At 66.8% G+C, this 23,526-nt stretch carries 18 protein-coding genes and 1 pseudogene; 10 read left to right on the top strand and 9 right to left on the bottom strand.

Annotated features, from left to right (window positions below; genetic code table 11):
* Positions 1-140: 140 nt before the first annotated feature.
* Positions 141-683, bottom strand: coding sequence for a hypothetical protein (locus G9373_RS36230; protein ID WP_167119756.1), 543 nt, complete (start codon positions 681-683; stop codon positions 141-143).
* 429 nt (positions 684-1,112) lie between these two features.
* Between G9373_RS36230 and G9373_RS36235 the strand changes: the two genes are divergently transcribed.
* From G9373_RS36235 to G9373_RS36255, 5 genes are all read left to right on the top strand, one after another.
* The gene (locus G9373_RS36235; RefSeq protein ID WP_167119759.1) at positions 1,113-2,402 is read left to right on the top strand and encodes an ISL3 family transposase; all 1,290 of its coding nucleotides are present in this window, start codon (positions 1,113-1,115) and stop codon (positions 2,400-2,402) included.
* A 244-nt stretch (positions 2,403-2,646) separates the two neighbouring features.
* A complete protein-coding gene (locus tag G9373_RS36240; RefSeq protein WP_240960929.1) occupies positions 2,647-3,330 on the top strand; it encodes a transposase in 684 nt (227 codons plus the stop codon).
* Positions 3,290-4,501: a site-specific integrase gene (locus G9373_RS36245; RefSeq protein WP_283293136.1), complete on the top strand. Its 1,212-nt coding sequence runs from the start codon at positions 3,290-3,292 to the stop codon at positions 4,499-4,501. Before G9373_RS36240 ends, G9373_RS36245 begins: the two co-directional genes overlap by 41 nt.
* The gene (locus tag G9373_RS36250) at positions 4,498-6,954 is read left to right on the top strand and encodes a site-specific integrase (protein ID WP_346842892.1); all 2,457 of its coding nucleotides are present in this window, start codon (positions 4,498-4,500) and stop codon (positions 6,952-6,954) included. The genes G9373_RS36245 and G9373_RS36250 overlap by 4 nt, the downstream gene beginning before the upstream one ends.
* Positions 6,955-7,066: 112 nt before the next feature.
* Positions 7,067-7,774, top strand: coding sequence for an IS110 family transposase (locus G9373_RS36255; protein WP_240960930.1), 708 nt, complete (start codon positions 7,067-7,069; stop codon positions 7,772-7,774).
* 947 nt (positions 7,775-8,721) lie between these two features.
* On the opposite strand, the gene G9373_RS48370 is transcribed toward G9373_RS36255, so the two are convergent.
* The gene (locus G9373_RS48370) at positions 8,722-9,174 is read right to left on the bottom strand and encodes a Clp protease N-terminal domain-containing protein (protein WP_005560720.1); all 453 of its coding nucleotides are present in this window, start codon (positions 9,172-9,174) and stop codon (positions 8,722-8,724) included.
* 557 nt (positions 9,175-9,731) lie between these two features.
* Positions 9,732-11,021, bottom strand: coding sequence for an IS110 family transposase (locus G9373_RS36265; RefSeq protein ID WP_167119762.1), 1,290 nt, complete (start codon positions 11,019-11,021; stop codon positions 9,732-9,734).
* 299 nt (positions 11,022-11,320) lie between these two features.
* Between G9373_RS36265 and G9373_RS36270 the strand changes: the two are divergent.
* Positions 11,321-11,778: pseudogene (locus G9373_RS36270) on the top strand (hypothetical protein); the annotation flags it as partial.
* A 323-nt stretch (positions 11,779-12,101) separates the two neighbouring features.
* On the opposite strand, the gene G9373_RS36275 reads toward G9373_RS36270, so the two are convergent.
* The 4 genes from G9373_RS36275 to G9373_RS36290 all read right to left on the bottom strand — a co-directional run bounded on the left by G9373_RS36275 (position 12,102) and on the right by G9373_RS36290 (position 16,082).
* Entirely contained in the window at positions 12,102-13,610 is a 1,509-nt protein-coding gene (locus G9373_RS36275) for a tripartite tricarboxylate transporter permease (protein WP_120659145.1), read from the bottom strand.
* A complete protein-coding gene (locus G9373_RS36280; protein WP_167119765.1) occupies positions 13,610-14,233 on the bottom strand; it encodes a tripartite tricarboxylate transporter TctB family protein in 624 nt (207 codons plus the stop codon). Before G9373_RS36280 ends, G9373_RS36275 begins: the two co-directional genes overlap by 1 nt.
* Positions 14,230-15,207 (bottom strand): tripartite tricarboxylate transporter substrate-binding protein, encoded by a 978-nt coding sequence (locus G9373_RS36285; protein WP_054247661.1) that lies wholly within the window; start codon positions 15,205-15,207, stop codon positions 14,230-14,232. The genes G9373_RS36280 and G9373_RS36285 overlap by 4 nt, the downstream gene beginning before the upstream one ends.
* 77 nt (positions 15,208-15,284) lie before the next feature.
* Positions 15,285-16,082: an alpha/beta hydrolase gene (locus G9373_RS36290; RefSeq protein ID WP_005574790.1), complete on the bottom strand. Its 798-nt coding sequence runs from the start codon at positions 16,080-16,082 to the stop codon at positions 15,285-15,287.
* Between the two features lie 433 nt (positions 16,083-16,515).
* Here G9373_RS36290 and G9373_RS36295 point away from each other — a divergent pair, with 433 nt between their 5' ends.
* Genes G9373_RS36295 through G9373_RS36310 form a run of 4 tightly spaced genes read left to right on the top strand, consistent with a single transcriptional unit; the run spans position 16,516 to position 20,169 of the window.
* Complete coding sequence (locus tag G9373_RS36295; protein WP_240960931.1) at positions 16,516-17,877, top strand: cation:dicarboxylase symporter family transporter; 1,362 nt, start codon at positions 16,516-16,518, stop codon at positions 17,875-17,877.
* Positions 17,878-17,923: 46 nt separating this feature from the next.
* The gene (locus G9373_RS36300) at positions 17,924-18,460 is read left to right on the top strand and encodes a carboxymuconolactone decarboxylase family protein (RefSeq protein ID WP_043794065.1); all 537 of its coding nucleotides are present in this window, start codon (positions 17,924-17,926) and stop codon (positions 18,458-18,460) included.
* Positions 18,457-19,257, top strand: a complete 801-nt coding sequence (locus G9373_RS36305; protein WP_005574796.1) for an SDR family NAD(P)-dependent oxidoreductase — start codon at positions 18,457-18,459, stop codon at positions 19,255-19,257. The genes G9373_RS36300 and G9373_RS36305 overlap by 4 nt, the downstream gene beginning before the upstream one ends.
* Positions 19,258-19,287: 30 nt before the next feature.
* Positions 19,288-20,169 (top strand): amidohydrolase family protein, encoded by an 882-nt coding sequence (locus tag G9373_RS36310; RefSeq protein ID WP_005574798.1) that lies wholly within the window; start codon positions 19,288-19,290, stop codon positions 20,167-20,169.
* A gap of 67 nt (positions 20,170-20,236) precedes the next feature.
* Here G9373_RS36310 and G9373_RS36315 read toward each other — a convergent pair whose 3' ends face one another.
* A complete protein-coding gene (locus G9373_RS36315) occupies positions 20,237-21,028 on the bottom strand; it encodes an IclR family transcriptional regulator C-terminal domain-containing protein (RefSeq protein ID WP_005242619.1) in 792 nt (263 codons plus the stop codon).
* Between the two features lie 175 nt (positions 21,029-21,203).
* Positions 21,204-23,351, bottom strand: coding sequence for an acetate--CoA ligase family protein (locus G9373_RS36320; RefSeq protein WP_005571574.1), 2,148 nt, complete (start codon positions 23,349-23,351; stop codon positions 21,204-21,206).
* Between the last annotated feature and the right edge of the window lie 175 nt (positions 23,352-23,526).

The following is a 23,526-nucleotide window of genomic DNA, read 5'->3' on the forward strand; positions in this document are numbered from 1 at the left end:
CTCGAAGGCGTCGAACATGAGGCGCCCACACACCTGGGCATCGTCCGACGTCGCCTCGCGAATCTGCAGCTCGGTCATTCACCTATTGTCGCGCTTGCGCTGCCGACGGGTGTCCCAATGGCGGATCGGTGAGAGATTGCTTAACCGAGGCTGGGATGGGCGCACGGAATCCTGCGTCCGTCACTCATGGCGACGACGACGGCCGGCTTCTCGCGCCAAGGTGACCGCAGTACCGCGAGAACGAATCCGTCATCGGCGACATCCGCAACACATCTATCGAGGGAACTTGCCACTGCAATGCTCCGCGCACCGCTGGCTGCGAAACCACTGACAGTGATCCACGAACTGTCGGGCGGACCACCGTCAACAGTGGGTGGCCCTGATCGATGAATTTCCAGGCGTTGGATGAACGATGGCCGGAAGTTTCGATCAGGAGCCGCTCGTGGCAACACGCCGACGGTCACCATTTGAGGCGTCTCCCATTGCCCCTCCACTTTGTTCACCATGATGACGCACCTCGACTGGGCGTCCCGGAGCGCAACGGCAGCGACATCCTCACGTACGACGACCAGGTACGGCTCCGCCGTGCCGTCACCGCTCCCACCCGCCCGGAAGCGCGCAATGGCGCTCATCGCTGCCGGATGATCCAGACTGTCCACTGTGTCAGCGTAGATTTCACCCATCCGCTTCCGCTGACGATGCGCGGTACTCGCGTCGGAAGGCGACGTCGCCCATGTGGCCTGGCCCCGCTGTCAGATTGCCGGTTCAGCGGAGCGGATCGCCCGCGTCCCTCTGCGGCGGAGGCGGGCGTCTCGGTAGGGAACGGTGACCGGCACGTCATCGGAAGCGGGTCGTTGACCGAGACTCCTGATCTGCGCGTTCCCGTTTGACCCGTCCGGTGATGATTGTGCTTTCGGGGCGTCAATCGGGACACCCCGAACGATCAGGATCACGCCGCCCGCTCCGGTTAGTGGCGATTCGGTGAACCGATTGAAATGGGGCTCTATTGCTGTGATCGTGGGTGAATTCCGGTCCTGGTGAGGGCGCACGCCGTTGTCCCAGTAGCGTTCTGGCTTGTCTAGGGTCAGTCGGCTACATGTGTGGAGAACGGCGTGCGCGAAGCCAGGATATGGCGTCAGGTGTTGGGTGTCGAAAAGACGGTGATCGAGCACGTCGATTTTGACGAATCGGCCGCGGCGGTGATTGTCGCGGTCCGGCCGCAGGCCCGGGCCCGGTCCCGGGGCGGGGTGTGCGGTCGGCGCAGCCCCGGCTACGACGGCGGTGCCGGGCGGCGGCGATGGCGCGGCCCGGACTGCGGCCTGGTCCGCACCTTTATCGAGGCCGACGCCCCACGGGTGTCCTGCCGCGAACACGGGGTCACGGTGGCCGCGGTGCCCTGGGCCCGGCACACCTACTCGTTCGACCAGACGGTGGCGTGGCTGGCCACGCACACCTCGAAGGCCGCGACGTGCGAGGTGATGCGCACCGCGTGGCGCACGGTCGGGGCGATCGTGGACCGGGTGTGGGCCGACACCGCACCCGCCCGGGACCCGCTGGCCGGGCTGCGTCGGATCGGGATCGACGAGATCTCCTATAAGAAGGGCCACAAGTATCTGACGGTCGTCGTCGACCACGACTCCGGTCGGCTGGTGTGGGCCGCCCCTGGCCGGGACGCGGCCACCCTGTCCGGGTTCTTCGACCGGCTCGGGCCCGAACGCTGCGCGAAAATCACCCACGTCACCTCGGACGCGGCCGGGTGGATCGGATCGGTGGTGGCCCGGTACTGCCCGGATGCGATCCGCTGCGCGGACCCGTTCCACGTGGTCGCCTGGGCCACCGAAGCCCTCGACGCGGTCCGCCGGGCCGCGTGGAATCGGGCCCGGGCCACCGAGAACGCCTCCCGCGGCGGCGGTGGGAAACCACGCCGCCGCCCGAAGGCCGGACCAGCTCGAACGGTGAAACGCAGCCGGTGGGCGTTGCTGAAGAACCCGGACACCCTCACCGTCGGGCAGCAGGCGACGCTGCGGTGGATCGAACTGCACGATCCCGTGCTGCACCGCGCCTACCTACTCAAGGAAACCTTGCGGTTGATCTTCCAACTCCCGGCCGAGAACGCCGCCACCGAACTCGATCGATGGATCGGCTGGGCGAGACGGTCCCGGATCCCGGCCTTTGTCGCGTTGCAGAAAAGCATCCGCGCCCACAAACCCGCCATCCTCGCCGCCATCGAACACGGCCTGTCGAACGGGCGCATCGAATCGGTCAACACCAAAATCCGCCTCATCACCCGACGCGGATTCGGGTTCCACACCCCCGAGGCCGTCATCGCACTCGCGATGCTCAGCCTCGGAGGCGCTCGACCACAACTACCCGGCCGAACCCACCCACGAATGAGTCAGTAGCGACGTTGTCCCTGGCGGGACGCCCATTCAGGACTGAAAATGATCTCGTGGTCGCCTGTCGACGCCGTGGCTCTCTAGTTCTTCGAGACTGTTCAGTAGCGGGGCGCGGGGATCACGCCGTGGGCCCTTCAGTGTTGCCATTCGATCACCGAGCACGAGGATCAGATTCTTACTCCTTTCCCTCCTGTGACCCCCACGGGCGACCACCTGTGACACGTCGATACGCCGAGGATAGGAGCAGAAGATGCTGACAGAATCCCGCGACGAGGAACAAATCATCGCCAGGGTCGCGGCACTCGACATCGGCAAGGCGGAAGTGGTGTGCTGCGTCCGGGTCCCGGGGAAGGGCGCATCCACTCCGCGACTACAGGAGGTGACCACCCATTCCACGATGACCCGGGCGCTGACCGAGCTGGCCAACCACCTGGTCGACCTCGGGATCGAACGCGTGGTGATGGAAGCAACGTCTGATTATTGGAAACCAGTCTTCTACCTCTTGGAGGCACACGGACTCGACCCGTGGCTGGTCAACGCCCGCGACGTTAAACACCTACCGGGTCGACCGAAGACCGATGTGCTCGATGCGGTGTGGCTGTGCAAGGTCGCCGAACGGCAGATGCTGCGCCCGAGCTTCGTGCCCCCGCGCCCGATCCGGCAGCTGCGGGATCTGACCCGCTACCGCAGCACTCTCGTCGCCGCCCGCACAGCGGAGAACAACCGGATCGAGAAACTCCTCGAGGACGCCCCGTTGACTGAACTACGGAAGGTGTTTTCCGTGTTCGGCGGACTGATCCCAGGGTGTGTGGTTACGGTTCGGCCTCGTGACTGGAGAAACGGGTATGCCGCGGGATCTGGAGTCGTTGATTGTGCCGCGGCTGGGGTCGGTCGTGGCCACTGGCGAGGTGTTCGAGCCGTATCGGCTCCTTGACCCCGGTGGCGGCGTCGTCGGACCGGTCGCGGCATTCCTGCGGGAACTGCAGGCGTGCGGTCGCTCGGAGAGCACCCTGCGGTCCTACGGTCTGGACCTGCTGCGCTGGTTCCGGTTTGTGTGGGCGATCGAGATCGGGTGGGAGCGCGCGACTGCGGTCGAGGCCCGTGATTTCTGCTGCTGGATTCAATTGGTCGACAAGCCATCCGGTGTGTCGTCACGGAGTCGAGGCGACGATGAGCTGTCGGCGTCGGCCGCGCGGGGACGGACGCCGGTCCCGAACCCGGTGACCGGCAAGCCCGCGCCTGGCGACAGGTACGCGGCGGCGACCGTGGCGCACTGCGAGACGGTGTTGCGCGGTTTCTACGAGTTCCACCTCGAGGCCGGCAGTGGGCCGATGGTCAATCCGTTCCCGCTGGCACGGCACCGCCGGGCCGGGCGGGCGAATGCGCATCACAACCCGATGGACGCGTTCACGGCCGAACGTCGTGGCCGGTTTCGACCGAGGGTGCCCTCGCGGGTGCCGCGCCAGATCCCGGACGAGATATTTGACGAGCTGTTCGCCCGGCTGGGGTCGCATCGGGATCGGGCGCTGGTGGCGTTCTGGGTCTCGACCGGGGCTCGGGCCTCGGAGCTGTTGGGGGCCACGGTCGCCGACGTCGACCCGGGGCAACAGCTGATCACCGTGATCCGGAAGGGCAGCCGGGCGTTGCAGCAGTTGCCCGCCTCGTCGGACGCGTTCGTGTGGCTGCGGCTGTATCAGGTGCAGCTGACCGGTCTGGTGCCGGCCGGTCGGGATCAGCCGTTGTGGTGGACTTTACGGAAGCCGTTGCGCGCGTTGAACTATCATGCGGCTCGGGCGATGTTCACCCGGGCCAACGAGTCGTTGGGATCGAACTGGACGCTGCACGATCTTCGGCACACGGCAGCCTATCGGATGGCCCGCGACCCACAGATGACGCTGACCGACGTGCAGTGGGTCCTTGGACACGCCCACCTGTCCACCACCCAGCTTTACACCAATGCCCCGGTCGAGGACATGATCGCCGAGGTACTGGCCCACCACGACCGGCGTGCGGCCGGGCCCACGGCGCCACCGGACGGCAGCGGCGAGCGGCTGAGCTACCGCCCCGAATCACTGCGGGTGCTGTTCGGGGGACCGGACCGGTGAGCGCCGCCGCGCAGGTGGGCGGAGTCTCGCACGCAGGGTTGTATCAGGGAGCCCGGCCCGAAGCCCGGACCGAGGCGGGGTCGTCGAGTGTGCTGGCGTCGCTGCGCCGGTTCCCGCCCCGCCCGCTGCCGGACAGCTGGCCGGAAACCGTGCAACCCCGGCAGCTGATCGTGGCTCGGCTGCTGACCGAGCCGTTCACCACGGTCTCGGCGGGCCTGCAGCCCGGGCGGCGCCGCGGTCTGACTCGGGTACTCGACTGGCTCGAGCACCAGCCCGGCGACAGCTGGCAGGACCGGTGGCTCGCCTCGGGCGCCGACGCCGAGGGCAACATGGCCTGGCGGCGGCTGCCCGCCACCGACCGGTCCCGGGCGGACACCGAACACGGCCGGCTCGCGGTGGCCCGGGGCATGTCGCTGCTGGTCTGCGGCGACGTGATCCGTCCGAGCCTGGGTTGGCTGATGACACCGAGCACCCCCAGGGATCTGGCCGCCGAGTTCGCCCGCAGCCGCGACGCGGCCGGGTTCGAGAAACTGGCCGTCCTGTGCCGAGGCGCGGGCGTCAACACGCACACCGCTCAGCTCGCGATGCGGCGGATCGCGGCCATCCTGGCCGCCAAGGGAGGGCGGGTCGACGACATCACCGTCGGCGACTGTCTGGAGCTGCTGCGGGTCGTCGAGGACCAGCAGGCCGGAGCGGCGGCCGGCAGCCCGTACTTCTATCAGCTGCTGCGCGCCGCCGGTGTGCTCGGCGATGGCGCGCCGACGGCGAGGGGCCTGCGGACGCAGGGCCAGCTCAGCTGCGAGCAGCTGATCGACCGCTACGGCATCGACTGCGCGCCGGTGCGTGATCTGCTGGTGGACTACCTGCGTGAACGCCAGCCGGCCCTGGACTACGCCAGCTTGCACAAGCTCTCCTACACCCTGGGCCGTCTGTTCTGGCGGGACCTGGAGATCCACCACCCCGGCATCGCGTCGCTGCGCCTGCCCGCCGAGGTCGCGACCGCCTGGAAGCAGCGCATCGCGACCAAAACGGTCCGTCGGACGATCGACGGACAGCTCACCGCGTGCACCGAGCCGCGGATCAATGCCGCCGACCATTTGATGACGGTGCGCGCCTTCTACCTCGACCTGAGCCAATGGGCCGCCGAAGACCCGTCCCGATGGGGACCGTGGGTGGCGCCGTGCCCGATCCGCGACACCGACGCGGCCGCGCAGAAGAAGAAGCGCTCGCACCGCAAGTCCCGGATGGATCAGCGCACCCGCGAACGCCTGCCCGTGATGCCCGTGCTGGTCGACACCGTCACCAAGGCTCACCACGACGCCGTCGAGCGGCTACAGGCGGCACAGGACACCGAGCCGGGCGCGCTGTTCACCGCCGCGGGTCAGACGCTGCGCCGCTCGGTCACCAGCCACGCCACGGCCGGGAAGACCTGGGCCGAAGACCCGGACACAGGCAAGCGCAGTGATCTCACTCACGAAGAACACCAAGCATTTTGGACGTGGAGTGCCGTCGAGGTGCTTCGACACACCGGCGTCCGCATCGAAGAGCTCACCGAACTGTCGCACCACAGCCTGATCCACTACAGAGTGCCCGCCACCGGCGAACTCGTTCCGCTGCTGCAGATCGCGCCGTCCAAGACCGACACCGAACGGCTGCTGGTGATCAGCCCGGAACTGGCCGACGTGCTCTCGGCGATCATCACCCGCGTCCGGGACGACACCGGCGCCGTCCCCCTCGTGGTCGCCTACGACTACCACGAACGAGTCTGGAACCCACCGATGCCGCTGCTGTTCCAGCGCCGTCTCGGTGGTGAGCCCCGGCCCATCACCGGGCACGCGATCCGCACGCTGATCGCCGCCGCCCTTGCCGGCACCGGACTCACCGCCGTCAGCGGAGAGCCGCTGCGGTTCGTGCCCCACGACTTCCGCCGGATCCTGATCACTGACGCGATCATGCACGGAATGCCGCCGCATATAGCCCAACTCGTCGCCGGACATCGCGATATCAATGTCACCATGGGCTACAAAGCCGTCTACCCCGAAGAAGTCATCAACAGCCACCGCGCCTTCATCGCCCGACGCCGGGCCCTGCGGCCCAGCGAGGAATACCGCACACCGACCGACGAGGAGTGGGAGGAGTTCCTCGGACACTTCGAACGACGCCGGGTCGCCCTCGGCACCTGCGCACGCTCCTACGCGACACCATGCATCCACGAACACAGCTGCATCCGCTGCCCGCTCCTGCGCCCCGACCCGGACCAGCGGACCAGACTGATCCAGATCCGCGACAATCTCCTCGATCGCATCGCCGAGGCCCACCGCGAACGCTGGCTCGGCGAGGTCGACGGGCTCAACGTCAGCCTCGAAGCCACCCGCAACAAGCTCGCCCAACTCGACACCCTCACCGCTCGGCGCCGCCCCGTCCACATCGGCATGCCCGCCGCCCCCACCTGACAACGAAGACCGCCGCTCAACAGCACAAGTCAAGATCATTTAGTTCAGAGAAGCCTGCATAAAACTCTCCGTCGTCGCCTCCGACATCTTCGGAGTCTCCGGACGGGAGATGATGGATGCCCTGATAGACGGGCAAAACGACCCGAAGGTGTTGGCGCAGATGGCGCGGGCCCGGATGCGGACAAAGATCGCCTGCCTCGAGGAGGCCCTCGACGGGCACTTCGATCACCACCACGCGTTCCTGCTCACCCGGATGCTGGGCCGGATCGATACCCTCGATGCCGACATCACGGCGGTCGACGAACAGATCGAGGCGCACATGGCGCCTTTCGCGGCGGCGGCGGCCCGGCTCGATGAGATCCCCGGGATCGGCCCGGTGGTTGCCGCGACCATCATCGCCGAGGTCGGGGTCGACATGTCGAGGTTCCCCACCGCCGGGCACCTGTGTTCCTGGGCGAAATTCTCCCCCGGCATCAACTCCTCGGCCGGAAAGACCAAGGGCAACGGTTCCTCCGGGCATGGCAACCGGTACCTGGCCGCAGCCCTCGGTGAGGCCGCCGTGATGACCCGCAGGACCGACACCTTCCTCGGTGCCCGCTACCGCCGGCTGGCGAAACGGGGAAAGAAACGCGCCATCGTCGCCGTCGGTCGCTCCATCCTGGTCGTCGTCTGGCACCTGCTCTCCGACGAACAGGTCACCTTCCACGACCTCGGTTCCGATCACTACACCCGCCACATCCACCCGGACACCAAGAAACACAGTCACATTCGGCAACTCGAAGCGCTCGGCTACACCGTCACCCTCGCCCCGGCAGCCTGATTCGAACCAGCACCGATCCGAACCTCGTGAGACCACCTCACTGCGGGCATCACAACGCGTGTCCCGACCGCACGCACCTCACCCCATTTTCGGATCAGAGCCTGAAATGGCGCGCCGCAGCACGATGGCGGATCCGCCACGGCTCGCCACCCGCCGTGAGATTCCGCCTCGGGATTCGAGACCCGCCGCGCAGCCACATCGAATGCAATCTCAGCCATTGGCCAAGTGGCCACTGAGTGGCCCTCCGATCTGAGATTTGGCCACGAGTCTCAAGACCCTACAGGTTGTACCTGACGTGTCTACCTCGGCCACCACCACAACAGGCCCATGCCGTCCAGCCAGTAGATCCACTGGTAGATGTCCGGATGGATGAAGTAGTTCCAGTCCATTACTTATTCACCTCGATCCAGTCCACGAGCTGTTGTTGGCCACCTTCGGTGTCCCCCAAGAGGATGCGGTGTCAGGACCCGCACGTCATCTCTCCATATTGATGTATCGACGGCACAACCTCACAGTTACCACCGACCTGGAACACCGGTAACGGCTGCGCCCCCAATCCTGGGGTGTGTGCTCGCGGTGCAATACGCAACAAAATGCGCCATCCACCCCAAGCCGTCCCCTCGGGATCTGCTGGTCGGATCGGCGAGCGCTCCGGGTCGGCCCCGGCGAACTCGGGCGGTCCTGAGGCCCTGGCCGGGGTCGGCGTTCTTTCGAGGGCATCGTCTTCGGGGTGGATCCTTCTAGTCGGATTATCCACCAGCGTCCGGCTCGGCGGGGCTCAGCAGTTGTCGCACCCACCGCGGGCGGCGCAGAACGGTATCGGTCGATCAGGGACAACGCTGCAACCGACTCACACCGAAATCTTGACCTGAGCTCTGGTGTCCTCCGGGCGTAGCGGTCGCGCGTGGAGGTCGGGAGGATGGACGAGTTCGCTGGGGTGTGCGGGTCTACTCGTGGGGTTGCGGGTGTTCGGCGAGTTCTCGGAGGCGGTCGCGCATCTCGTTCGGGTTGATGTCGGCGAGGTGGGTGAGGATTCGGGTGCCGGTGCAGGTGGTGTCGGCGAGGAGGGCGAGTAGGAGGTGTTCGGTGTCGATGGTGTCGTGTCCGATTAGGGAGGCTTCGCGCAGGCTTTGGGCGAGGGCCTTCTTCAGTGTCGGGGTGAAGGGGGGCCCGGCACATTCGCTGTCGGTGTTCGGGTAGGCGGGGATCTCGTCGAGGGCGCTGTCGATGTGGGGGCCGGTGATCCCCCAGGAGGTGAGGGTGGCACCGGTGGGGCCGCCGGCGGCGACGATGCCGGTGAGGAGGTGTTCGGTGCCGAGGTGGTTGTGGTGGTGGGTTCGGGCCGCGTCGGAGGCAAGCACGACGACGTGGCGTGCTTGGTCGCTGAATTTGTCGAACACCGTTGATCACTCCCTCGGCGAGTGCCCTGCGCGTGGGTGGAGAGCTGTCGCCCTTCCAGTCTCCGTGTGGGGGCGCTGAGCCTGCAACGATGAGTCGCCTCGGTGAGGATGGTTCGGTGCTCGGTTGCGGCTCCGGGTGACTCGGTGCGCATGCAGGCGTGGGGCCGCGCAGTGCGGGGTACGTGGGATGGCACGGACCGGCGTCCACAGGTCCGGCGAAGAATCGCACCGGGCCACACCGGGAGCTGCGCTTCCACCTGGGGTAGTCGCGCCCCGCCGGGCTCGTGAAACGGTCCTCGCGGGCTGACCGGGTGCCGGACGTCTTGGGGCCGTGCCGCTCGCCGTTGCTTCCGATGTGCGGCACCGGGCCTGGTTGATCGACCGCATATCACCGCGGGGTGTCATGGGGGTGCCGGCGAGAGTCGGGTCGGGCGTCGTTCGCTTTCGGACGGGGATCCGATCAGTCCTTGTCTGACCCGAAAATAGGATTGGTGAGTGGGCAGGCCGAAGGCACCCGGCGGAGCCGGGTTATGTTGTTTTGCTGCTGTGGGTTTGGGTTAGGCGGCGGTGTCGGTGATGACGGCCTTGCCGTCGCGGATGGCGATGTGCTGACCGGTAAGTGTCTGGAGTTGGGTGGCGAGGTCGCGGGCGCGGCGGTGCTTGTTGATCCGGGATTCGTAGTATCCGGGCCCGAGGTCGCAGAATGTGGCGTCCGGGTCGGAGAGCAGGTGGTAGACGACGGTGAGTACCGAGTTGCCGGTGGCGACGATCGCCTTCTGCTTGCCGCGGCGTCGCGCGAGGCGCCGATAGCGGGTGCCGAGGAAGGTGTCGGCCCGGGAGTTGGCGAACGCGATTCGACCAAGAGTGCCCGCCAGCCATGGGTTGCCCTTGCCGCGGCCCTTGCTCATGGACTTGCCGGCCGACTGGTGGGTCTGCGGGCAGAACTTCGCCCACGACACCAGATGCGCGGCGGATGGGAATCGGGTCATGTCAACCCCGGTCTCGGCGATCAACTCGGCGGCGGCAACGGTGTTCACGCCGACGATGTCAGCGAGGCGGGTCGCCTCTCGGGAGAAAGGGTTGATCGCGTCCTCGATCAGCGCGTCGAGTGCGGCGATCTGGTCGCCGATCCTGTCACTGTTGTCGAGCATCATCTTCAGAATCGTCGCGTGGTGGTCGGTGAAGAATCCGCGCAGCGCCTCTTCGAGCTGATCGGTCTTCTTCCGCGCACCGCTCTTGGCCAGCCCGGCCAGCGTCCGCGGATCCCGCTCTCCGGCGATGAGGGCGTGCATCATCGCCCGTCCGGATACGCCGTGCAGCTCCGAGAGCACCGACGAGATCTTGATCTGGGCATCCTCGAGCAGCTTCTCGACCCGTTGCTGCTCGCGGGTGCGGTCCTGCACCAGGGCACGGCGGTAGCGGGTGAGGTCACGTAGCCGGCGGATCTCGGGCGGCTGCACCAGCGACGGCCGGCACATGCCACGCTCGGCCACCTTCGCCAGCCACACCGCGTCGGCCCGATCGGTCTTCGCCCTGCCCGGCACGTTCTTCACCTCGCGGGCGTTGACCAGCCAGCAATCGAAGCCCTCGGCTTCGAGAAGGTAGTAGACACCCTTCCAGTAGGTGCTGGTGGATTCCATCACCACCCGCTGCACCTGCCAGTGCCGCAACCAGGCCACCATCGCCAGCAGCTGTGCGGTGGTCGTGCCGTAACCGCGCAGCTCCTGCATTCGCCTACCGGGCCACTGCGGGTGCGACACCCGCACACACGCCTCCAGTACGGCTTTGCCGAGATCCAGCGCCGCGACCCGCTCCACTAACAGTTCGACATCGTCGACCTCATCCATGACGAAACTCCTTCCCACCGAACCGATTGCATGAACGCGGTCGCCCGCAGGAACCGAACAGGGAAAAGGAAAGAGTCGGACCCTCGTGCTCGTGGCAACAATGCGCAGCCCCACCATCGGCTCCCCGGATCAAACTGTTATTCGGGCTCACCGGCGCCAAGAAAAGATCGACCTCGGCGAGCGACCGCACCCGATTTTCCCGCATGCGCGGGCGTCCCCGGAAGGGACCACCCAACTGTTATGTGGGTCGGCTACCGTGGGCGTTTGTGACAGCAGGCAGTGCGGGGCGTGCTCGCAAGATGACGCCGAGCCCTGAGTTTGGGCTCGACTTCGCTCGGGAATGGGTCGAGTTCCTCGATCCCGACAACGCCGAGCACCTCATCGCCGCGGATATGACGTGGCTTCTCTCGCGCTGGACCTGCGTGTTCGGCACCCCGGGCTGCCAGGGCATCGTCGCGGGCCGACCCGACGACGGCTGCTGCTCGCACGGCGCGTTCTTCACCGGCGAGGAGGATGTCGCGAGGTTGCGCGAGTCGGTGAAGCTGCTCAGGCCCGAGGGCTGGCAGTTCATGAAGCAGGGTCTCGGGATGAAGGGGTACATCGAGGAGGCGAGCTCGACGACGAGCCGGGGCTGCGTACCCGCCGCTACCGGGGCGGGTGCATCTTCCTCAACCGCCCTGGATTCGCGGGTGGCATCGGGTGCGCACTGCGTGCGATGGCCCTCAGGCGTGGCATCGAGCCCCTCGAGGTGAAGCCGGGCAGCTGCCGAAACCACTGCAACACGAGCTAATTGACCATACTTCATGGGGTTCTCCTATGAGCCGACCCGTCGGCTCGATGCGTACGGAAATGGTGCTGCGAATGTGCTGCGTGAAGTCGCAGCAGAGTGACGTGCGTACGTCAGACGGACTACTGTACGCAAGACGGTCGTGACACTAGGGATGCCGTGCACCGCTGTCAACCCGCACTATGGGCGGCCCCACACCCCTTGTGGGGAAGACGCCAGCGCGCCCGTGCGCCCCGATCATGAACGGGGCGAACGGGCGTCACATGCTGGAGAGCGGTGTCGGGGGTGCGGGGTCAACGAACTTTCTGCGCACGGTGCCGGAGATGCTGAACACCACTGACCGCGAGGGCGGTAGCCAACACCAGATACAGAGTGATGGTGATGGGACTGTCGACGAGGATGCCGAGGCTGCCTTCGGACACCGCCAGCGCGCGCCGCAACTCCGTTTCTGCCATCGGCCCGAGGATCACCGCGATCAGGACCGGCGCCAGGGGAATGTTGTAGCGGCGCATGATGACACCGATCAGTCCGATGCCCACCAGCAACCACAGGTCGATGACGGACGAGCTGATGGCATAGATCCCGAGCATGGAGAACACGGTGATGCCGGCATAGAGGTAGTGCCGGGGGATCGTCAACAGTTTCGCCCAGACCCCGGCGAACGGCATATTGATCATGACCAGAATGACCAGACCGATGAAGAGGGACGCCAGCAGGGTCCAGACGAGGTCGCCGCTGCGCTCGAACAGCAGCGGGCCGGGCTGCATGCCGTATTGCTGGAAGGCGGCGAGCATGATGGCCGCCGTCGCCGAGGTCGGCAATCCTAGTGCCAGCAGGGCGCCCATTGCAGTACCCGCGGTCGCGTTCGCGGCGGCCTCCGGAGCCGCCAGGCCCCGGATGGAACCGGTGGTGCCGAACTCGGTGTCGTTGCTCCGCTTGGCCAGGTGCTTTTCGGTCCCGTAGGCCATGAAGGTAGGCACCTCGGAGCCGCCGGCAGGAATGAGACCGAAGGGCGCCCCGAACGCCGTGCCGCGCAGCCAGGCGGGCAGTGCCCGGCGGAAGTCGGCGAGGGTGAGCCGAGCCCTGCCGCCAGACGGTGTCCTGGTTGCCACGGGGTCCCGGTGAATTCGGGTGCAGACGTAGAAGACCTCGCCGAGAGCGAGCAGGCCGACGGTGACGACGACAACCGAGATTCCGTCGAACAGTTGCGGCATACCGAGTGTGAAGCGGGCGGTACCACTCGGTCCGTCGATGCCGACCAGGGCGAGGGCGAGACCGATTCCGAGGGCGGCCAGACCGCGGATGACCGATTCGGACACCACGGCTGAGATGGCGAGGAACGCGAAGATCGCCAGCGCGAAGTACTCGGCCGGTCCGAAGACCGTGGCGAGGCGGACCAAGGTCGGGGCGAAGAACACCACCATCGTGGTGGCGATCATGCCGCCGATGAAAGCCCCGATGGCGGCGGTCGCCAGCGCCTTGGCGGCCCGGCCACTGCGAGCCATGCGATGTCCTTCGAAGGTGGAGGCGATCGCCGAGGAATTGCCGGGGGTGTTGAGAAGGATCCCGGACGTGGAGTCCCCGAAGAGGCCGCCGAAGTAGATGCCGGCGAACATGATGAACGCAGCGGTCGGTTCCAGGGAAAAGGTCACCGGCAACAGCAAGGCGACGGCCATCGACGAGCCGAGGCCGGGCAGGACGCCCACGGCCGTGCCCAGAAGCGCTCCGATCAACACCCACAGCAGATTCATCGGAGTCAGGGCCTGCGCGAAGCCCTCGAACAGCAACGGAAGCTGATCCATCAGAACATCCCTCCCACGAACCCCCACGGCAGCGGTAATCCCAGGCCGGCGCTGAATGCGAGCTGGATGACGGACGAGAACAACAGCGCGACACCGACGTCGAACACCGGGCGCGTACTGCCCAGGGCCCGGGCAACCACCCAGAACAGCAAGGCGGCGCAGAGGATCCAGCCCACCGGGTTGAGCAGGACGATGAACACGATGGCGGCAGCGAGCACCTGCGCGAGGGTGCGCCAGTCCGAGTACGTCTTCCAACGCGGCGACTTCGGTGCGGGGCGGGCGTCGGTGCGCTCGTCGCCGACGTCACCGAGGTCGCGGAGCATCTCGGCGGAGAAGTCGCCGTGTCCGGGATGCGGTTCGGTATCGGGCACGCGGGGGTGCCGCAGGATATCGATGGCCAGCGCGGTCGCTGTCCCGTACAGCACGGCGCAGACGATGATCGGGAAGAACTGCGGGCCCGGGACGGCGGTGCCGAGGACGTGCATGGAGACGGTGCCGATGGTGAAGCAGACGGCCAGCACGTAGAGCAGTGCGGCGACCACGAATTCGCTGCGACCGGTCCAGAATCGTCGTCGCTGCGAAGCGCTGGTCGACGGGACGGCGTGGCTGTGGATGATACTCATCGTCCGAGTTCCTCGATGATGTCTTGGGCTCGTGCGACCTCGAGTTCGATGAACTGCGCGAACTCGGTGTCGGTCGAGAAGGTGTCGGTCCAGTTGTTGCGGTCGATGGCCTCTTGCCACTGCGGTGAGTCCCGCATCTCGGTGACGATGTCGACGAGTTCTCGTTTGGCCTCATCGGTGACGCCGGGGGCTGCGACGACGCCCAACCAGTTCGACATGGCCACATCCACGCCCTGTTCGCGGAACGTCGGCAGATCGATTCCGTCGATGCGCTCGGGTGCGGAGATGGCCAGGGCCCGCAGGGTGCCGGCTTCGATCTGGTCACTGACTTCGTTGTAGCCGGACACTCCGGCCGTGGTGACGTGGGAGAGCAGGGCGGACAATGCTTCTCCTCCTCCGGAATAGGGGATGTAGTTGACCTCTCGCGGATCGATGCCGGTCTGTTTGGCGAGCAGACCGCTCAGGAGATGGTCGATTGAGCCGAGGGAGCCACCACTGACCGAGGTTCCGCCGGGGTCGCGCCGCCACGCGGCGATGAAGTCGTCGAGGGTCTGAATCGGAGAGTCCGCGGGGACGACCAATGCCGCGTAATAGTCGGCCATGCGGGCGATCGGCACGACGTCGGCGAGGGACTCGGGATTGTCCGACAGTTCCACCGCGCCGACCATCACCCCGCCGGTGACCATCAGGGCATCCTCGCGTCCCGGGTTCTGGACGAATTGGCTCAATCCGATGGTGCCGCCCGCACCGGGAACATTGACGACCTGGGGATTGTTCACCGTTCCCTGACCGCGCAGTGCTTGCTGAGCCTCCCGTGCGAAGCCGTCCCACCCGCCGCCGGGAGCCGCGGGGGCAACCAGGGTGAGTTTGCTGCGTGCGGTGGCCGTTCCTCCCGAGGAGGCGGCGTTGACGAAGGCCAGCACGGTGACTGCGGCGACCAGGAGGCCGAACAGAACGGTAGGGAGCGGCTTCATGGCGGGTCCTCTCCCCGGACGCGTTCGAGGTCGGCGGTGCTCATCGGTCGGCGACGTGCGTGCAGCGCGCGGCATGGCTAGCGACCGGTGAAGTACAGGCGGCGGGCGAAGTCGGCGACCGCTTCGCTCATCGCGGCGGGCTGCTCGGGCGCCAGTGCATGCCCGGCGTCAGGGATGACGGACACGGTGACGCGCTCGCCGAGCATCGGCTTGAAGATGTCGGGCACGACGACCGCGTCGAACTGGGCTTGCAGGTCGAGCATAGGGGCCGTGCCACCGGCGAAGTAGGCGTCGACCGGGGTCACGTTGCGCGCGTGTGCCTGTGCGCGGTGGGTCTCGGGGAACCACCCGGTCAGCCACGGACGGGGGTCGTGGCCGGGGGCGAAGAACGCTTGCTGAAGGTAGCGGAGGCGCTGTGCTTCCGGCAGCGACAGATCGCCGGCCCCGTCGATGGCCTCACGCAACCTGCCGTAGGGCTTCTCGGTGGACTCGGGAGGCAGCTTGCCGGCCGACGCCGCGGCCATGACCAGCCCGCGCACCAGCTCCGGCCGGTCCTGAGCCAACATTCGCGCCGGCTGGCTGCCCCAGGCGTGCCCGACCACGACCGCGGGCCCGGCCTGCTCGTGGTCGAGAACAGCCGCCACATCCGCCGCGAAGGCGTGCATATCGAGGTGGTCCATCGGCCCCTTGCTCGCACCGATCCCGCGTGGCTGGGGGCGCAGAACCCGGAAACCGGCAGCGGTGAGGCGGGGAGCGACGTCGTCGTAGTCCTCGGCTGCGCGACCGAGGGACGGCAGGATGACGATCACGGGACCGCGGCCCTGGCTCAGGGTTTCGATCTGAACATCGTTGTAGGCGAAGATCGTTCGTTCCACCTCCGCCGAGGTGCCGGGGGCCGGGGCAGGTGATGCCGTCGAGGGCGCGGTCGCTGCGCCACGCAGCGGGCCGGGGGGTAGGTCACTCGGGTTCACAGGGTTCCCTTCATGCCGAATCGGCAGGTATCGAGTTCTGAGGTGGGGAGGGGAGAGATGTCCGGAACCCACACGCCAGACGAGGGCGAAGCGGGCTCACCGCCCGCTGAAATGTTCGACAGACGTACATCCGTACGGCTGTCGAATACGCTAAACGTGCTCCACGACACTGTCAACACCTCACCGTGACTGCCATCACTGTACGTTGACCTGCTCCATTCGACCTTGAGTGCTGTGGTCGACGCCCGAGCGGGTGTTGACAGAGATTCACGCCACTCCGTATCGTCGTGAACGTCTTACGTACAAATGTACGTCCTGCGAACAAATGGACTTCGATATGTCTGACTCGACCCCCGCGGCACCCGCGAAACGCCCGTCGCTCTTGCGCAAGGCCTTCACCACCCACCTGTACGTCACCGTCCTGGTCTCGATCGTCCTGGGCGCGGTGGTCGGGCTGATCTGGCCGAACGTGGGTACCGCCCTGCAACCGCTCGGTGACGGCTGGATCTCGTTGATCCGCATGCTCATCGGCCCGGTGGTCTTCTGCGCGATCGTGACCGGCATCGCCTCGGCCGGCCAGCTCGCCGGAGTCGGTCGCATCGGCCTCAAGGCACTCGTCTACTTCGAGGTCGTCACGACGATCGCGCTGATCGTCGGCCTCGTCGTGGTGGACGTGATCAAACCCGGCGCCGGCGTCAACGCCGACCCGGACGACCTGGCGATCACCGGATCGGCGGAGAAATACATCTCCACCGCCGAGAACACGCACTGGTACTCGTTCCTGATCAACATCATTCCCGACACCGTGGTCAGCGCCTTCACCGGACACAGCATCCTGCAGGTGCTGCTCGTCGCACTGCTGTTCGCGATCTCCCTGCGTGCGGTCGGCACCCCCGCGGCACCGGTGGTCAAGGGAATCAATATCGTCGGCGACATCTTCTTCGACATGGTCCGGCTGGTGCTGTACTTGGCACCGATCGGCGCCTTCGGTGCAATGGCATACGCCACCGGTGCCTACGGCTGGTCCACCCTGCAGAGCCTGGCCTCGCTGGTCGTGACGTTCTGGGTCACCGGAATCCTGTTCTGCCTGACCGTCTTCGGCATCATCTGCCGGATGGCCGGCATCCGGGTGCTGCGCCTGTACGGCTACTTCAAGCCCGAGATCCTGGTGACCCTGGGAACGTCGAACTACGAGGCCGTCATGCCGCAGCTGATGGAAAAACTCATCAAGATCGGCTGCCCGCCCCGCATCGTAAACCTGGTCGTTCCCGCCGGATACGCCTTCAACTCCGACGGCGTCTGCCTCTACCTCGGGTTCTCCTCGTTGTTCCTGGCCCAGGCCTTCGGCATCGACATGAGCTTGACCCAGCAACTCGCCCTGCTCGCCGTCTTCCTCATCACCTCCAAGGGTGCGGCCGGGGTGGCCGGCGCAGGATTCGTCATCCTCGCCGCGACCTTGCCCACCACCGGGGTCATCCCGGTCGCCGGCATCATGCTCATCCTCGGCGTCGACCGCTTCATGTCCACCATGCGCGGCCTGGTCAGCCTGTCCGGGCAGATGCTCGGCAGCATCGTCGTCAGCCGCTGGGAGAAGCAGTTCGATCCCACCTACGCCACCGAGGTCATGAAAGGGCATACCACCCCGGCCGTGATCGACGCCGAACCGGCCATCGCGCCACAAGAATTCGCCGCGAAATAACGCGCCGACACCGCCAGAACACCGATCGACCAAAGGACGAATAATCGTGGCAAGAGTCGTACCCGCGACGGGTACCGGAGAAGTCGCCGACCGAGTGCGCGCTCGCCGCGGCGGCCACCTCACCCCGCTCGACGAGGCGCTGCTGCACAGCGAGCCCTTCGCCGACGGCTGGAACACCCTGCTCGGCGCGGTCCGCAGCAACATGGACCTGCCGGGCGAGTTGCGGGAGCTGGCGATCTGCCGGGTTGCCGACCTCAACAGCGCCGAGTACGAGTGGCGCGCCCACGCCCCGCTGGCACTGCGTGAGGGCATGTCCGCAGAACAGGTCGCAGCCCTACGGGACGGCGCCGACTCCACGCCGCTCACCCCGCGGCAGCTGCTGGTCCGCGACTACACCGATGCGATGACTCGGACGGTGTCGGTTGACGACGAACTGAGCAACCGACTGCACTCGGAACTGGGCACCCAGCAGTTCGTCGAACTCACCGGAACCATCGCCGCTTACAACATGGTGTCGAGGTTCCTCGTCGCCCTCCACGTCGGACAGCAACGACAGACCGAAGAAAGTGAAGTAACAGCATGAGTGCACGCCTGCAGGGCAAGGTCGCGATCGTCACCGGAGCCGGAAGCGTCGGCCCGGGCTGGGGCAACGGCCGGGCAGCGGCCGTCCGCTTCGCCGAAGAGGGCGCACGCGTCTTCGCCGTCGACCTCAACCGCGACGCCCTCGACGAAACCGTCGCCCGCTTCGACGGGCCCGACGGTGCCATCGTCCCGTTCCAGTGCGACGTCACCGACACCGACGCGGTGCGCACAATGGTCGACGAATGCCGTGGCACGCTCGGAGCCATCGACGTCCTGGTCAACAACGTCGGCGGATCCCGCGCCGGGGGACCGGTGGAGATGAGCGAGGAGGACTGGAACCGTCAGCTCGAATTCAACCTCACCACCACCTTTCTGACCTGTAAGCATGTGCTCCCGCACATGAAGGAGGCCGGGTCGGGCGCCATCGTCAACACCGCCTCCACCTCCGGTATCCGCTGGACCGGCGCCGCCCAGTCCGCCTACGCGGCCTCGAAGGCCGGCATCATCGCCTTCACCCGTTCGATCGCCGTGCAGCACGCCCCGCTCGGCATCCGCGCGAACACCGTCGTTCCCGGCCAGCTGCACACCCCGATGGTCGAGGTCCGGCTCGCGGGCCAGCGGACCGGGGGAGACGTCGACAAATTGCTCGAGCAGCGCGTGGCCCGGATCCCGCTCGGTTTCATGGGTGACGGCCGCGACACCGCGAACGTCGCGCTGTTCCTCGCCTCCGACGAGGCACGGTTCATCACCGCCACCGAGATCGTCGTCGACGGCGGCATGTCCGCCCGCTGCGACTGACGACCCGCCCGTCGCCCGACAGGAGATCCCATGACCCTCGGACCCGAACCCACCATCCCTGGACCACTCGTACACCCCACACCGCCGTCCTTCCGGCCCCCGCCGGGATCGTGTGACAGCCACTGCCACGTCTTCGGCCCGGCCGCGACGTTCCCCTTCGCCCCGGACCGCACCTTCACCCCACCCGACGTCCCCGAAGCCGCACTGGCACGGTTGCACCGGACGCTCGGGATAGACCGTGCGGTCATCGTCCAATCCGCCTCGCACGGACGAGATCAGGCGGTTCTGATCGATGCGCTGCGTACCGGCGGCGGCCGCTACCGCGGTGTCGCCCTGATCGGACTCGACACCCCGCGCAGCGAACTCGACCGACTACACGCCGAGGGTGTGCGCGGGATCCGGCTGCAGTTCATGCCGCACCTCGGGGCGGCACCGACGGACGAGGAGATTCTGCGGTACGCCGACCTGGTCGAGCCGCTCGGCTGGCACGTCGAGATTCACGTCGCGGGCACCGGAGCCGTCGACCGCTTCGGTGTCATCACCAAGATCCCCACCCGCGTGGTGATCGACCACCTCGGCCGGGTGGACTTGAACGACGGCCTCGACAGCCCGCCCGTGCAGGCACTGCGACGACTGCTCGACACCGGCACCGTCTGGCTGAAACTGAGCGGCACCTACCGAGTCACCCTCACCGGCGCGCCCTATGACGACGCCAACGCGCTCGCCGCATCCCTGGCGGCGCACGCCCCCGAGCGCGTCGTGTGGGGGACCGACTTCCCCCACCCCAACCTCTACGGCCCGATGCCCGACGACGGGATCCTCCTCGACGGCATCCCGGACATCGTTCCCGACGAGAGAAACCGACACAAACTCCTGGTCGCCAACCCGACGGAATTGTTCGACTTCTCCTGACCGCCAGCACCGTCTGAAATAGGTACGGGCGCAGATCCTTTGCCGGGTCTGCGCCCGTATTGATGTGTCAGCCCGAGGCGGTGTGATGCCGCGAAAAGCGGCTGTGACTCGAGATGGTCTCCGCAGTACGGAGCAACTGCGGAACCACCTCCTCTTCCAGAGACTGCACCGTCACCCGTGCCGCATTGGCAGAGACGTTCAGCGCCATGATCGGGCGGCCCTGATGATCGTGCACGGGCACGGCCGCCGACCGCACCCCTTCCTCCCGCTCGCCGTCGATGATCGCGAAACCTTGCTTGCGGACCCGGGCCAATTCCTCACGCAGCTCGTCCGGATCGCAAATCGTTGTGGGCGTCAATCGTCGGAGTTCGGTGCTCGCGAGATACTCGTCCAGCGCCTGCGGCGACAACGAGGCCAACAGCACCCGGCCCAACGACGTGGGATACGCCGGCAGCCGGGCTCCCACGGTCAACGTGATCGTCATCGACCGGGCCGCCGGAACGCGGGCCACGTACACGATATCGGGAGCGTCCAGGACCGCCAAAGACACCGACTCCCGCACCGAATCGGCAAGATCGCGCATGTAGGGCATCGCGTGATCCCACACCGGCGTCGACGACAGGTAGGCGTACCCGAGTCGCATCATTTGCGGCGTCAGCACGAAGGTCTTGTTCTCCGCGGGTGATGCGAAGCCCAGTCGCACCAACGTGAGTAGGATCCGCCGCACCGTGGGGCGGGTCAGCCCGGTCAGCGCGGACGCCTCCGAAATGGTCAGGGCGGGATGCTCGGCGCTGAACGCCTCGATCACTTGAAACGCCTTGCTGACCGACTCGATGTAGTCCGGATCGTCTCTCGGCATCTGCCTGTGCTCCTCCTCGCGTACGCACCCGGTCGTACGCCGCTGCAGTCTCTGAGCACGCTGGGCACGGCCGAAACCCATCCTAACGTCCTCTCGGCCAGTACCCCCGACGCAACGCTGCCACCTGCCCGATCCCCTGGGGATGTGGCAGGTGGCAGCTGGCAGGGGAAGTTCGTCAGCTCCGTGCAGGCACCGCCACGGACTCGGTGGCCGCGGACGCGCCCGCGGCCACCGGGATCCGCCGAACGAGAGCGTCGAGCGCAACCACGCCCGTGCCTGCGGCACCGATCGACAGCGGGTTCACCTCCGCCTCGAGGACGTCGGGATCGTCGATCGCCAGCCGGGACAGGCCGACGATGGTCTCCGTCAGGGCCGCGACGTCACCCTCGGGCAGACCCCTGTATCCGGTGACGACCGAGAGTCCCTTGACCTCGTCGATCATCTCCCGCGCCGTCGCGGCATCCACCGGCGCGAGCCGCACCGCCGAATCGGCGAAGATCTCGGCGAGCACGCCACCGGTCGACAGCACCACCATCGGCCCGACATCGGGCGAGACCCGGTATCCCACGAGAGCGTCGGCCAGACCCTTCGGCGCCATCTTCTGGACGAGCACTCGGTCGACCACCACGCCCGGGTCGTAGCCGGCGACGTTGGCCACGATCTCCCGGGCCGCGCGCCGCACTCCCTCGTCATCGGTGACCCCGAGGACCACGCCGCCGGCATCGCTCTTGTGCGGCACCTTGTCCGAGAGCACCTTCACGACCACCGGATAGGCGAACGGAAGCCCGAGGTCGCAGTCGAGTTCGTCGACCGACACCGCCACCGACGGCGCGAAGGCCACACCCTGGCGCGTCAGCAGATCCGCCGACACCTTTTCGTCGAGGACTTCGGTGTTCGCGGCCGCATCGACGGCGAAGCGAGCACCCTCACCGATGGTCGCCGACACGCGCGTGAACGCCGCCGCCACCACATCGGCGCACGACTCAGGAGTCCGGAACGCCGGGACTCCTGAACGATTGAGGAGTTCGGCGGCCTCGGGCGCCTCGGGCAACGCGAACGCCACCACCGGGACCTCGTGCCCCCCGCTCTCGGAAATCGCCTGCACGGCCAGTTCCGGGTTCAAACGGGCGGACGAACCGATGACGAAGACGATCAGGTCGAACTCACCGCTGTCCTGGAGCAACCGCAGCGCCGTGGTCACCACGTCGTGCCGGGCCCCGGCCAGGCCCAGGTCCGCAATCAAGCTGTGGGGGATGGGAGCCCCTGCCGCGTTCATGTCGGCGACCAGCTGCTCGCTCGGACCGGCGATCGTCATTCCCCGAATAGCCAACTGGTCCACCATGATCGCCGCACCGCCGCCTGTGGTGGTGACTACACCGATCCGGGGTGTCCGCGGCTGGTCGGCCGTCCCGACCCGCTTCAGCAGAGCCGGCGCCTCGACCAGCGACTCGAAGTTGTTCACGCGGGCGAAACCGCAGGCCCGGAAGAAGGCCTCCGACTCGCTGTCCTCACCCGCAAGCGCGCCGGTGTGTGACACCGACAGTGCGGCAGCCTCTTCCGAGCGTCCCAGCTTATACACCGCAACCGGCTTACCGGCCTTCTGGGCGGCATGTGCGAACGACGCCAGGTCCTCGGAATGGCGCAGCGATTCGAGGAACAACGCATACGAGGTCACCCCAGGATCGTCGAGGGTGGCCTCGCAGATCGAACCCAACGACAGATCGGCCTCGCCACCGGTCGACACCAGGCCGGCGAACCCGATTCCCCGACCGCGAGCCCGGCTGACCAGAGACCCGATCACGCTGCCGGACTGCGATGCCACGAAGATGCCGCCCTGGGGGATGTCCGGTTCGCCGAACGCGGCGTTACCCGTGAGCATCACACCGTTGCGGGGATTGACCACGCCCAGGCTGCTCGGACCCACCACCCGCACGATGCCTTCCGCCGCCGCGGCACGCAGGCGATCTTCCCGTTCCTGCCCCTCCGAGCCTTCCTCGGCGAAACCGGACGAGAGCACCGTCGCCACAGCGACGCCGAGGCGGGCGCACTCGCGGACCGCCTCGATCGCGGCCTCCGCACCGGTCATGATGTACACGTGCTCGGGAACCTCCGGCAGCGAAGACAAACTCGGCCACGCCTTCACTCCCTGCACCGTCTCCCGCCGCGGATTGACGAAATAGGCCTGCCCCTCATATCCGGCCTGCGCCAGGAACTGTTGCGGTCGGGCCGTCGTCTTCGTCGGATCATCCGAGGCGCCCACAATGGCCACACTCTTGGGCGCGAGCAGCGGTCGCGCGATAGCCGTATCTGACTGCTTCTGCATATCTGTCAACTCCTGTGCAGCGAATAGTGCGAAAGGGGTCATGCACCCCAGGCCCGAAGCGGCTCAGCGACCGGATTCGGATTCGAAGTGCGCCGAATCACCGGCCTCCATGCCTTGTGACCATAGTTACATACTCTATAGAGTACTGTCTATGGAGACAAAAAGCAGCGTTCGA

Origin of the sequence: Rhodococcus sp. A14, assembly GCF_011603105.1 — a bacterium.
Lineage (GTDB): Bacteria > Actinomycetota > Actinomycetes > Mycobacteriales > Mycobacteriaceae > Rhodococcus_F > Rhodococcus_F opacus.